Raw genomic sequence first — 13586 nt, forward strand, 5'->3', positions numbered from 1 at the left:
CTTCATATTGAATTTCCTTTCAATTACCTTACAATTTTGTAAGGTTACTTCATGAATCCAACATGTATTCCATTTCACATTATACTCTTGTGCTTATTTTTGGCAAGTCACTATTTATCAACTTCAATAATTTAACACTTCGAAACATTTAAAATTACAGATTTATCATTCTTTTATTGCAGGTAGTAAGATTTTCACCTCACAATTTAGCAGGAATAAAGAGTCAAGTTTGTGCCGTAAAATCTTGATTGGTAAGGACTAATAATCAGTGAGGGATAAATCCCCCCACTGATTAAAGTTTCACTTTATTATTTTTCATTTGGTGTGTATATCATTTGCTTCCCATTATTATTAATTAAAGCTGATTTTGCTTTTATTTTCGTCTTTTCTATTACCACATCTTCATTTGAAAAATTCACAATGATTTTAATATCTTTTCCATATGAAGTAGATTGTACTAGCTTATCTTCTGACAGATATGCAAAGTTCGTCATTTCTTCTTTTACTGCCTTTTCATGAACTTCATTCCAAACTTTCAGATGCTCTGTAATTTCTTTTTTATGCTTATTCCACTCTACTTCATCTAAATGGTACAAAGGAGGAACATTATACAATAACTCATACAACATACGATTTCCTACCTCATCTTTTACTTTCAAACTTCCCCATTCCCAGTGATGCGTTGTAATAACGGAATCATTGTATACTAATTTATATAATGGAACCGAATATACTGGATTTAAATATACTTGTTTATATTCTTCTTTCAACGGTACTTGTTTTGCATACTTTTCTGGAACATTTTGATTTGGTGAATAATATCCACCGACATAATACGGACTTGTTTTGTTTTTCCTCATATCTTCATCATCCCATTTAATAACTGGAGTTTCAATTCCATGAGCAAATGCAATCGTACTACTTGCAAAATCATTTCCACCTTCAGAACCTACTACCATCCCTTTTTCTTGCGCGATATAATCCATTCGTTGTAATCGTGCTTTTAAATCTTGTTCTTGTGTCGTTACATGTTTTGATGAATAGTCATCGTAAATTTCACCCGTTGCATCACAATCAATAAACCAGGAATTATATTTAGGGCCATTTTGCAATATATCGTTCATTCGTTCTTTTACACTAGGAAGTGATAATGTTGGATTTAGTTTTCGCCCTCTACCTAAAAACCCTTGCACCTTTTCACCATTTTTCTTCGTTACAGTTGCCTCTTCATATAACGATGGATCATTAAAGGAAGCTGTGTTCCAATTTTTATCACCTTTCTCATGAATGGAATGATAAGAATCATACGGACCAACTAAATATCCCATTTTCTTAGCTTCTGTAACAAAATTAGGCTGCATATATCCTTGTTCCCAGTTCGGGAGACCAATCCACGCTTTGTCTATTCCTGCTTCTTTCATTTCCTTTATAATATCCGTTCCATCAGCGTTACCCCATTTACTTACTTCTTCAACCGCATCACCAAGTATCGACTTTAATAAATGCTTATTTAAGTTATATAATTCCATCTTCGATAAGTGATCTACACCTTTTTTTAATAACTCACTAGACTCCTGATCAACTTTCGGGAAAATATCCTCTTTATACAATTCCTTCATTGATAATACTTCGTTTACATAACGCAAAATAACATTTTTTTGATACTTATCAATGAAATCTTGTTTACTTACTTGCTCAAATACATTCAATTCCCCAGGTTCTGAACTATTTTTTTGAACAAGCTCTTTTATATGGCTAAACACTGGGCTATTTATTTGCTCCCTTAGCTTTGGCCAATTTACGTTACTTTCTGATAAACCATTTTGATTCCAAAAATAAAAATGACCTGCACCGTAAAGTTTTTCAATTTCTTTGTTTTTTCTAGCCTTTTCTTGTAATGTTTTAAATTCACCCTTTTCAATAATATTGTCCTTGTATAGTTTTGCGATACTTACTGCATCATTATTTGTCACATATAACTGAAATCCATATGTTTTATTTTTATTTATACTCGGGAATTCATGTGTAAAATCAAACCCTATTTTCGGATCCGAATGAAATTTTAATTCATTATTAAACATATTGTTCGCAATATATACAATCGAATATTTCGACCCATTTAATGCGAAAAACTTCATGGCAAATGATTCAGCAAATGAATATGCATCATCCTTCAAAAACTTCTTCCAATGCTCATCATTACTTGGAATTTGCTTACCTTCCCATAACGGAAGTGTATAATTTTCAGCTTGTACTTTCGGCCATGTAAAACTTTCTGCACCAGTCGATTCCACTTCAATATTTAAGTGATCTTTTTCCTTTTCTAAGTTTACTTTTACTTTTTGATCTGGATATTCCCACGATGTGCGATCCTTGTCTTTTTTTAAATTCGACACCTTCATTTTCGGTAACGGTTGCGATGCCTGTTCCTTTACACCACCATGTTCTACAGTTAACGTAAAAGTCTCTGGATTTACATCGTAAGTAAAATCTTTATACGTCGCTTTCTTTATTTTAGACTCTTGTAAAGCATTATTACCTTTTACATCACACCCGACTAAAGTCGAAAATGACAATGTTGTAAGAAGACATACCGCTATCATTTTTTTCATCTTCTGCACCTCCACCACTGAATATACAGCGGCTTTGTTACAGGAATGTGGCAAAAAATAATAGGACCTGTCCCAAAAGCCGAACTTTGAAATGGAGTCATGTTCTTATTGAGTAAATTTGCAACAGTACATGAAATTATATCGAACACAACTCTACTTATATCGACTTAGCTACAAAATATGACAATAATATCCTACCTATTAACAAGAGAGGGCCGTCCAATTTTTTTGGACGACCCTTCTTCAAAATATAAAAATAAGTTCATTTTTACTAATTGTGAGTTCAAACAAATCAAAATTTCAACAATATCCCCTCAACTGAAAAAGTAACTGTATATAATATATCCTAAAACTAACACTAAAATTAATATCCCTGTACCTTTCCAATTCATACCACCTGTCATATCAACGGGGCTACCTGATTCTGCTCTATTGAGTCCATCATTCAAAGAACCGGTAGGTTTATTTTTCAATTCACTTTGTCTCATACGTTCTCTTTTTTCTTCGGGTGACTCTTTTGAACTCATATAATCACCTCCAAAATTAATATTCATTTAATATTCTCTTTCTAAAATATTATTACTCCCGAAAAATCCCCGTTAAAAATAGATTATCTATAACTTAAAGAAAGCTAGCGATGCTAGCTTTCTTTATAATCCAATATGTTCTTCCTTATTTACAGTAATCCCTTTATGATCAATTTCAAGCTCACATACTTTCATAGCTGCAAATACTCTCGCTAATTGATCAGCAATTTCTTGACGCTTCTCATACGGAGTTAAAATAAAAATGGATGGTCCCGCACCACTAAGCGCTGTGCCATATGCTCCGAATTCTTTTGCGCATTTACGAATCGATGGTAATAACGGTACAAGTTCTAAACGATATGGCTCGTGGAAATGATCTCGTTCCATCATTTCACCTACAACTTCCCACTTCTTTTGACATAACGCAGCTACTAATACGTTACTTATCGCACTAGCCTTAACCGCTTCATGAAACGGAAACGTCTCTGGTAATACAGAGCGACTCTCATCCGTATTTAGCTCTTCATTCGGAATAAGAGAAATTACGCCTAATTCCTTACTTTCAATCCTTACAACCGAAACATTCTTTCCATCAAGTGCTCCGATTACAGTTCCACCTAAAATAGAAGCAGCAACATTATCTGGATGTCCTTCAAAATTTGTAGCAATTTGAACCTTTTGATCAGTTGTTAAATGTAAATTTCCAAGTTGATTCGCAAGCTCTATTCCTGCTACAATCGCTGATGCGCTACTTCCTAACCCTCTCGTCAGCGGAATATTACTAGTAACTTCTATTATATGGGGTGATAAAGAAGGACATACTTTACATGCCGTGCTAACAATTAAATTTTTATCGTCTGTTGGAATTGAATCTTCAAAGGAATGGATTACTTGCCATTTATCCGCTTCCGCCTTTACCACCACATCTAAATATAATGACAATGCTATTCCTACTGAATCAAATCCAGGTCCAACATTTGCTGTACTAGCAGGGACACGAACTCTTACTGGTATCACGACATAATCACCCCTTTAATATGATCTTTAATTTGTTCTATATTATTTGAAACACTTGCAATGTCTAATTTATTAGAAGAGATAGCGATATCAGGATCTTTCAAACCATTTCCAGTTAATACCGCAACAACTGTTTCGCCTTTTTTGATTTTTCCAGATTGAACATGTTTAATTACGCCGGCTAATGAAGCATTTGATCCTGGTTCAGCAAAAACACCTTCCGATTTTGCTAATAATCTATAAGCATGTAAAATTTCTTCATCTGATACCATATCTATTTCACCGTGAGACTGTTCAGCAGCCTCTACGGCATATGACCAACTTGCTGGGTTACCGATGCGAATCGCTGTTGCAATTGTTTCAGGTTCTTCAATGACATGTCCTTTTACAATAGCAGCTGCTCCTTCCGCTTCAAATCCGTGAATTCTTGGCTTCTTATAGCCTTTTTCTTTCTCATATTCACAGAAACCTTTCCAGTACGCTGTAATATTTCCGGCATTCCCAACAGGAATCGCTAAAACATCTGGTGCACTTTGCAACTGGTCACAAATTTCAAACGCTGCTGTTTTTTGCCCTTCAATTCGATAAGGATTCACTGAGTTTACTAATGTAATCGGCTCTTCCGCAGCAATGTTTCTTACAGCCTTAAGTGCATCATCAAAATTTCCTTCTATTGAAATGATTTCAGCTCCATAAGCGACTGCTTGCGCTAATTTTCCATGCGCAATCTTTCCTTCCGGGATTACGATAATACATTTCATTCCGAGGCGTGCCGCATATGCTGCAGCCGCTGCCGATGTATTACCTGTTGATGCACAAATGATTGCCTCAGAACCTTCTTCTTTCGCTTTAGCAACTGCCATTACCATACCACGATCTTTAAAAGAACCTGTTGGATTCGCTCCTTCATACTTCCCATATAAGTGAATCCCTAATTGTTTTGATATATTTAATAATGGAATTAGAGGTGTATTCCCTTCCATTAAACTGACATCAGGTGTGTTTTCATTCACTGGTAAATAAGCAGCATACTGTTTTAATAGTCCTTTATACATATTGTTTTTCCTCCTCAATAATGTAATAACTGTTTATTTCACTTGCGACAGCTTCTATCGCTCCTAAAACTTTTTCGAATTGATACTTTGAAGTTTGATGTGTCACCACAACGACTTCTGCAAATTCCCTATTTAAAGGTAATTGGATAACCTCTTTTAAACTTACAGAATAATTAACGAAACATTCTGTTACTTTTCGCAACATCCCTGGCTCATCTCGTAATGAAATACGTAAGAAATATTTCGAAACGACTTCTTCATCCCCTTGTAATTCGTAAGGAACTGGTTCTTTTAACACACTTTTATTTTTCGGAACTTGATTCATATTTTTAACGATTGAAATAATATCACTTACTACAGCAGAGCCAGTCGGTAACTTCCCAGCTCCAGGTCCGTAAAACATCACTTCCCCTACTGCTTGACCGTGAACATACACTGCATTAAATTCATTATTTACATTCGATAACGGATGCTGCCTTGGTAATAAAGTCGGCTCTACACTTAAATGAATAGCTGATCCTTGTTTCTCCGCTTTACCAATTAGTTTCATAGTAAATCCTAACTTTTCAGCCATTTGTAAATCTTCTTTTTCAACCTTTCGAATCCCTCTCACTTGCACATCATCTAATGAAACATTCATCGAAAATCCTAAATTCGCAAGGATTGCTACCTTTCTCGCCGCATCTAGCCCATCTACATCTGCTGTCGGATCTGATTCTGCGAATCCTAATTTTTGTGCTTCCTGTAAAGCCTCTTCATACGACCATCCATTTTGACTCATCTTTGTTAACATGTAATTTGTTGTTCCATTTACAATTCCCATTATTTTTTCAATTTGATCTGAAGCTAATCCGTCTGTTAATCCTCTTAACACCGGAATACCACCTGCTACACTTGCCTCATAACATAGATCACAATCATTTTCGTTCGCTATTTGGAGAAGTTCCGCACCGTATACAGCCATTAAATCTTTATTTGCTGTTACGACATGCTTCTTATTTCGTAAAGCCTTAACAATATGCTGTTTTGCTTCTTCAATTCCGCCCATTACCTCTACTACAATATCAATATTTGAATCATTTAGAACTTCATCAACATGACTTGTTACTACGATTCCATCAATGCAAACATCACGTTCTTTTCCTAAATCACGTACAACGACTGTCTTTACCTTTACTTCATATCCTGTATCAAGAGCAATTTTTTTATAATGTTCTTTCAAAATATGAACAACACCACTTCCGACAGTACCTAACCCTAATACCCCAACATTAATAACTTTATTCATTTTCTAATCTCCTCCTAAATAGTTTAATTGTTACACCTATGAATCACCTTACTCTGCTTTTTAATCATGCAGGTGGTGGTTATTTCCGTACGTACTAATCGTTTCATGTTACAGCACCTCCTTTCAAAGTAATAAAAAAACACACTCATCCCTAGGAAAGGGACGAATGTGTTTTCGTGGTTCCACCCTTGTTCCAATCCAGACTTATTCCCTTCTAGATTGCTCAAGTTCAGATAACGGCTGATACCGTCAATAATTACTAGATTACTCGTTCACTATTGAAGTTCAAAGGTGGTAAGATCATTTCTCGTGTTAGGAAGCTCACACCCTTGGCTTCCCTCTCTGTAAACCGTAAAAATCATCTCTTGTCCTTATCGTTACTTTTTCGTTCATATATATTTGTTAACTCATTATACTCACATAAAAAACAAAATCAATACATTTTTTAATTATTTTAAATTTTCAATCTCTAAATCTATAAAAAAACACATTCATCCCTAGGAAAGGGACGAATGTGCTTTCGTGGTTCCACCCTTGTTCCAACCTAGACTTATTTTCTTCTAGATTGCTCAAGTTCAGATAACGGCTGATACCGTCAATAATTACTAGATTACTCGTTCACTATTGAAGTTCAAAGGTGGTAAAACCATTTCTCGTGTTAGGAAGCTCACACCCTTGGCTTCCCTCTCTGTAAACCGTAAAAATGATTTCATGTCCTTGTCATTACTTTTTCGTTCATGTCTATTTGTTAACTTATTATAGTTATCAAATTTTTAAAAAGCAAGCCTATTTTTACTAACTATTTTCAAAATAATTTTTTATTATATTTCACAATAACATTTCATAAAGACTTCTCTTATTACGTATCTTACAACTTTGCAACTTATAAACCAGCAGTTCACATATGAAAATCTCATTCTAAAACGAGAAGATCTCGCTCTCACTGAAATTATATTAATAAAGAAATTTTCAATACAATCTTTTCGTGTAACTTTCTTCTAAAGAACGCGCAACATCCTCTTCTGAAGCATTCACTTTCGCATGCTCCATTAACATTTTCGCTGCTGAAGGTAGATCTGTTTTATTTAACCATGACTCTGGATCCCACATTTTTGAACGAATAAAAGCTTTTGCACAATGAATATAGCATTCTTCTATTTCAACAACAATTCCAAGTAACGGATTACGTCCATTCGCATGCATTTCTTTCAAAATTTCTTCATCGTTTGTAATATATGCTTTACCGTTTATTCGGAGTGTTTCCCCAAGACCAGGAATAAAAAAGATTAACCCTACGTGCGGATTTGAAATAATATTTAAAATTGAATCTATACGACGATTGCCCGGCCTTTCTGGAATGATAATTTTATTTTTATTTAATACATATACAAATCCAGGTGCATCTCCTCTCGGCGAAGCATCACACTCTCCGAATTTATTTGCAGTAGATAATACTAGAAAAGGAGATTTAGACAGAAAATCTACGCAATGGTGGTCTAGTGATGAAATAACTTTTTTCAAGGCCCGCTCACTTGGTTGCCCCAATATTTGTCGTAATTCTTCCTCAGTTGAAATTATTGATTTTATTTCCTTACTCTCTATCTTCACTAATAACCACTCCTTTTTCTTTATTTTCCCAAAATTCAATACAAATATTGTATAATAAAATTTGCAGAAAGGGGAATTAAAATGACAGAGTGGTTAACAATATTTGATCCTGAAAGAAATACACTTGGGAAAAAATTACGCGATGAAGTGCATCGTGACGGTGATTGGCACGAAACATTTCATTGCTGGTTTGTAGAAAAAGATGATAAAGATATGTTCTTATATTTCCAATTACGCTCTAAAAATAAAAAAGAAGCTCCGGGTATATGGGATATTACATCCGCTGGACATATTATGCATGATGAAGATGTACAAATTGGTGGCCTACGTGAAATTGAGGAAGAATTGGGGCTTTCCTTTCAAACTAATGATTTAGCATACAAAGGAATCTATAAAATAGATTATGAAATTTCAAACCTTACTGATCGTGAGTTTTGTCATATGTATTTTTACAATGTAATAAAACCCCTTCCATTTGCACCGGGTGAAGAAGTAGACGACGTGATGAAAGTACATGCAACTTCTTTTCTACAACTATTAAAAAGAGATATTTCATCTTTAACGACTATTTCTGTTTTAACTAGTAAACCGATAACGATAACATTTGAAGATATTTATCCGTATGATCTTGAATACTATGAATTTGTTGTGGAACAAGGAAAAGAATTGCTAAAAAATAATAGTTTATAAATAAATATGACTCCCAGCTAATATTACTTGGGAGTCATATTTTTTCATTATTGCTCAAGTATCTTTAACCTTTTCTCTACTCGCATAAATAAGCGAATGATTAACAACAGCATAACCACCATAATCGCTATTATTGTATGTGGATATCTAAACAGTATACTAATAACACTTCCAATTAACATCATGATGAATCCGTTTTTCTTCATCACTTCTGCACTATACTTGTTACCTGCATCCCATAACTCTTTATTTTTCATAGACCGTTTCGTCCGATAACCATATGCTGCGTTAATATCTGTCGGTGGATTCTTTTGAAGGATACGTGCGGCAAGTATAAATATAATACCAATCAATATGCTTATTCCTATGTTTACTAGTGCATACAACAATTATATCCCCCCCTAATTTACACCTTCATTATACTATACAACCATCTAAATTCTAATTATTAACATTTTTTATTTTCTCTCTTTAGATGTCTGGAACATACTTGGAAGTGTTACAAAACGCGCTCCTTTCGTTTTTAACTGTGGAATAATTTTGTCTAACGCATCGACAGATCCTTGCAAATGTCCACCTGGAGTCGAATGTTGAAGTATGACACTACCTGGAAATGAATTCCCTAGCACATTATTTGTAATCGTATCAGCACTTCCCCCTTTCCAATCAACTGTATCAACACTCCACTGTACAATCATAAAATTTTGCTCTGTTGCCCACTTCAATTGATTTTCAAGTATTTCACCGTACGGCGGACGTATAAACTTCGGTGCATAACCAGCTAAACGATTTAATATTTCTTCCGTTTTTATAATTTGATTATGGTACTCAGCCTCATTTACTTTCGCTAAATTTGGATGACTATACGTATGATTACCAATTACATGCCCTTCATTTGCAATACGCTTTACTACATTCGGAAACTTTTCTGCATTTTCACCGAGTAAGAAAAAAGTAGCTTTCACATTATGTTGTTTTAACTTATCTAAAATTTTTGGCGTAAATACTAAATCTGGTCCATCATCAAATGTAAGAGCTACTTCCGCTTTATTGTATGGTCCTGAAAATGCATACGCATATTTTTCGACCCATGAAAATGGTGTCCATGACCCACGATCCTCTTCTTTCATTTGGGCTTCAGAATTTTGAGGAACATGTAATGCGTATGGTATCGCATTTACATAGTCTCCATAATAAAATGAATGATATGGCATATAAGCGTACGAAATATTGCGTTCTAGCCCCATGCCCATCAACTTAAGAACAGAAACAAAATGAACTTTCGTTCATATGAATGAAAAAACTCTTAAAACACTTTGTACCCTTAAAAATGAACATGCCAAATAAACCTCAATCGGCCAAATTTCAAAAATTATGCAGATTTCTTTTGTCTTCTTAATCCATTATACTCATAGACAACACCCAAAATATCAAAGACTGTTTTCTTCTCATATCGGTGAGACTTTCGTCCATTCTTCTGTAGAAGGTGGAACAGACGGATAAGAGTCTTTGTTACTTCTTGGGTGTTTTGTTGTATGGCTTGATACAAAATGTATAAATGATCTTGAATCATTCCAATTGCTTTATATTCGCTTAATTCCTTTTGTTTCTTTTCCAAAATCAATTGTCGCATCTTAAACATAGTAGAAGAACATAGAAAAATGGCAATGAGCTTTCCATAAACATGGCATTCTAATCGCTCTTGTTTGATATTTTGCCAATGATGAATTTGAAATAAGGATTTCCAAGTTTTAAAAATGATTTCAATTTGCCAGCGGAGAGAGTAAAAATCATGTATTTGTTCCATCGGAACCCATTCCAAAGGTGTATTAGTAACATAAATGTTCATACCAGTTAATCGTTTGCTTTTCTCTGAATACGTAATACCCTTTTTACTTTCCGTATACACTTGTTTTTTCTTACGTTCTCGAAGTTGCTTTTCAGTTAATCGATATATAATAACTCGTGTAAATAGTTTTTTATCCTTTCCAATATAAGCTTCTGTTATTTCATGGACCTGTCCTGGTTTTAACGTATTCATAATGTGTTCTAAATCAACTTTGATGTACTGAGATTGTTTTTTTACTGTCCCATTTCGAAAGTATTCAGGAAACTCATTTTTGATATACACCATATTATTTAGTTTAAGCCGCGATATATAATACACGCCACGTTGGTCCATTTGATCTAAATCATCCAGTGAATAATAGCCTAAATCCCGAATACATAGATCGCCAGGTCGTAATGTCGCTAAACATTCTGTTCCAAAGGTCTTATCATTGTTCTTCCCCGGTTCAACTTGAAAATTTAAAAACTGTCCGCTATGTAAATCATATTCTAATTGAATCTTTATACCCGCTGTTTGTGCACAACCACCTGACCCAGGATACACATTAGCTAAATGTTTTGGTACTTGAAAAATCGTTGCATCTAAAATACGAATCTGTTGAAAATAGGTGGTTGAAGAGCTTGGAATCAATGATGTTTCACAAATTTTATTTTTTAATAATGTGGAAAAAATATGCTTTAAAAAGCAAACTGCCTTCTTATTGAAACGTTTATTGAGTCCTTCTGGACTCATAAGAGTTCCTGTAACAGCATGCAGTTGACTACACAGTCGAACTAATGAATCACTCGCAACACGTTGACTAACCCAGACACAGATAATAGCTAAATCATGACCTGAAAATTTACGCTTTCGTTTTACAAAATTTAGTTCCCTAGCAAGATTCTCTAAAAATGAAGGAGTAAGATGTTGATGCAACTCTTCAGCAAATAATTGTAATTCATCAGAAATTGATAGATACATACAAAGACGCCATCCTCTCTTTTTGAATTTATACTGAAAGAATAGCGTTTTTTTTCACTTTTAAATAGTCTATTAAGAGATACAGCCGAGATATAATAAGGATTATGAAGCATTGTACTTAAAGTAACCTTAGTTCGGGTATTCGCTGAGCTAAGGTTTTTTTATTTAAAGTTTCTTGCAACCATTTTAAGGCATATACAGTCTAATAGTTATATAAAACATAAATGGTAGATTTCTAAGGGGGAATTTAAAATGGAGCTGCTCATAAAGCGAGCTCAAAAAGGTGATGAGGAAGCCTTTATTGAAGCAATTGATATATTAATGCCACAAATGTATAAGGTGGCAAAAGCACGCTTGAAAAATGAAGAAGATATAGGTGATGCAATACAGGAAACGATTTTGTCTGCTTTTACAAATTTAAAAAAGGTAAAAGAACCAGGGTATTTTAAAACATGGATTACAAAAATATTAATGAATAAATGTAATGATATAGTACGAAAAAATAAGGTTTTATATGTGGACGATTATGGGAAAGTGCAGGGAGAACAAATCGTAAAAGAAAATATCGAACAAAAGCTTGAATTTGATAATATGCTTAGTTATTTAAGTGTGGAGTATCGTTTAGTAATCGTACTCTATTATGTAAATAAATTTAAAACAAAAGAAATTGCAGAGATTTTAAATGAAAAAGAAGGAACGATTAAATCAAGACTACATAGAGCAAGGCAACAGTTAAAAGAACAATATTTAAAAGAAGACTGGGAGAATGTAAATAATGGGGGGAATTTAAAATGAATGAACAATTCGAGCATAAATTAGAAGAAGCATTAAATGATACTGTAACAATTCCTACTAGTGTTTTGAAGAAAAAAGAACTTGCTTTTGAAGAAATTAGAAAAAGTAAGAAACAAAAACAAACATCTTCTCATAAAAAAATAATTGCAGCGATGATAGCAGGGTTAACGATTGTTGGAGCAAGTGTTGGAGTTGGCGTGTATGGTGATTCAGCATTAGCTGTAGTAAAGAAATTCTTCTTTGCGAAAGATCAGGGAGTTCAAAAGGCGGCAGATAATGGATATATGCAAAAAGTAGATGAAAATAATGTGATGAAAGATAATGGTGTTACAATCCAAATTAAAAATATACTCTATGATAAATCTAAAATAGCAGTTTCTTTAAAATTAAAATTTGAAGATAAAAGTCTAATAAGTAAAGTGACAGATATAAGAATGAAGTATGATTTAACGGATGATAAAGGACGATATATAGAGAAGGCGGAATACACAGAAGGATTAACAAGTGAAAATAATAAGATTTTAGCAGGTAGCGAATGGAGTATTCAAGCAGGTGAAGAAGAGGGAGAAATAACTTATAATTTAATATTCCATCCTATGAATTCAATTGATAACATTGATAGTCTAAACTTTAATATTAGTTCTATATCTTTGTTTGCGCCATTAGAAAATAAAGATATTTCTTACAGGACAGAAGCAGAATCTCAATCAAATACTGTAAAAGAAGATATAGAAGTTTTGCATAAGAATGGTATGCAACTTAATAAGGAAATTCAAGGGAAGTGGCAAGGGGGAATAAAATTAGACTCGAAGTTTAAAGGAAATCAAGAGATTCATTTTGTGCCTAAACAACAACCTGAGTCTGTAAAAATAGTGTCTGCTGAAGTACTACCAACAGGGACGAATATCACATTTGAACGTGATTCTTCTGGTGATGATGAAGAAATAAAACGTCAGATAAAAACAATTGATAGTGTAATTCTTATGGATGAAAAAGGGAAAACATATAAGTCAACGTTGAAGGGGTACTCAAGTGCTGGGGATAATGGGAAAACAATTAAAGTAAAAACGTTTGATGTTACTACTTTTGATAATGTGAATCATTTTAAAATATTATTAAAAGATGTTGATGGAAAAGATATTGTAATCGATTTAGCTCGTGAAGAGAAAAAATAAAGTATATGTT

The 13586-nt window shown here is 33.8% G+C and carries 12 protein-coding genes and 2 other annotated features; of the genes, 3 read left to right on the top strand and 9 right to left on the bottom strand.

Annotation, left to right across the window (positions count from 1 at the left end; translation table 11 throughout):
• Positions 1–308 precede the first annotated feature (308 nt).
• From QCI75_RS17230 to QCI75_RS17255, 6 genes are all read right to left on the bottom strand, one after another.
• On the bottom strand, positions 309–2612 hold the full coding sequence (locus QCI75_RS17230; protein ID WP_144505975.1) for a glycoside hydrolase: 2304 nt from the start codon (positions 2610–2612) through the stop codon (positions 309–311).
• Positions 2613–2926: 314 nt separating this feature from the next.
• The gene (locus tag QCI75_RS17235) at positions 2927–3139 is read right to left on the bottom strand and encodes a DUF6366 family protein (RefSeq protein WP_144505976.1); all 213 of its coding nucleotides are present in this window, start codon (positions 3137–3139) and stop codon (positions 2927–2929) included.
• Positions 3140–3262: 123 nt separating this feature from the next.
• Positions 3263–4156, bottom strand: a complete 894-nt coding sequence (gene thrB, locus QCI75_RS17240) for a homoserine kinase (protein ID WP_144505977.1) — start codon at positions 4154–4156, stop codon at positions 3263–3265.
• Positions 4153–5211 carry a threonine synthase gene (thrC, locus tag QCI75_RS17245; RefSeq protein WP_144505978.1) on the bottom strand — a complete coding sequence of 353 codons (1059 nt, stop codon included), beginning with the start codon at positions 5209–5211 and terminating at the stop codon, positions 4153–4155. The genes thrB and thrC overlap by 4 nt, the downstream gene beginning before the upstream one ends.
• On the bottom strand, positions 5204–6499 hold the full coding sequence (locus QCI75_RS17250; RefSeq protein WP_353760888.1) for a homoserine dehydrogenase: 1296 nt from the start codon (positions 6497–6499) through the stop codon (positions 5204–5206). Before QCI75_RS17250 ends, thrC begins: the two co-directional genes overlap by 8 nt.
• Positions 6500–6654: 155 nt before the next feature.
• Positions 6655–6886, bottom strand: a binding site (T-box leader).
• A 114-nt stretch (positions 6887–7000) separates the two neighbouring features.
• Positions 7001–7232 (bottom strand) — a binding site (T-box leader).
• Between the two features lie 236 nt (positions 7233–7468).
• Entirely contained in the window at positions 7469–8107 is a 639-nt protein-coding gene (locus tag QCI75_RS17255; protein WP_144505980.1) for a pyridoxamine 5'-phosphate oxidase family protein, read from the bottom strand.
• Positions 8108–8188: 81 nt separating this feature from the next.
• On the opposite strand from QCI75_RS17255, the gene QCI75_RS17260 reads away from it, so the two are divergent.
• Positions 8189–8797, top strand: coding sequence for an NUDIX hydrolase (locus QCI75_RS17260; RefSeq protein ID WP_353760889.1), 609 nt, complete (start codon positions 8189–8191; stop codon positions 8795–8797).
• A gap of 47 nt (positions 8798–8844) precedes the next feature.
• Here the strand turns inward: QCI75_RS17260 and QCI75_RS17265 are convergent, their stop codons facing one another.
• The 3 genes from QCI75_RS17265 to QCI75_RS17275 form a co-directional block, all read right to left on the bottom strand.
• Positions 8845–9186, bottom strand: coding sequence for an SdpI family protein (locus tag QCI75_RS17265; protein ID WP_186320877.1), 342 nt, complete (start codon positions 9184–9186; stop codon positions 8845–8847).
• Between the two features lie 69 nt (positions 9187–9255).
• The gene (locus tag QCI75_RS17270; protein WP_353760890.1) at positions 9256–10044 is read right to left on the bottom strand and encodes a peptidoglycan-N-acetylglucosamine deacetylase; all 789 of its coding nucleotides are present in this window, start codon (positions 10042–10044) and stop codon (positions 9256–9258) included.
• A gap of 125 nt (positions 10045–10169) precedes the next feature.
• The gene (locus QCI75_RS17275) at positions 10170–11606 is read right to left on the bottom strand and encodes an IS4 family transposase (RefSeq protein WP_353760891.1); all 1437 of its coding nucleotides are present in this window, start codon (positions 11604–11606) and stop codon (positions 10170–10172) included.
• 252 nt (positions 11607–11858) lie between these two features.
• On the opposite strand from QCI75_RS17275, the gene QCI75_RS17280 reads away from it, so the two are divergent.
• Complete coding sequence (locus QCI75_RS17280) at positions 11859–12401, top strand: RNA polymerase sigma factor (RefSeq protein WP_000421570.1); 543 nt, start codon at positions 11859–11861, stop codon at positions 12399–12401.
• On the top strand, positions 12398–13576 hold the full coding sequence (locus QCI75_RS17285; RefSeq protein WP_353760892.1) for a DUF4179 domain-containing protein: 1179 nt from the start codon (positions 12398–12400) through the stop codon (positions 13574–13576). The genes QCI75_RS17280 and QCI75_RS17285 overlap by 4 nt, the downstream gene beginning before the upstream one ends.
• Positions 13577–13586: the final 10 nt, after the last annotated feature.

It is taken from the genome of Bacillus cereus group sp. RP43 (assembly GCF_040459645.1).
Lineage (GTDB): Bacteria > Bacillota > Bacilli > Bacillales > Bacillaceae_G > Bacillus_A > Bacillus_A mycoides_C.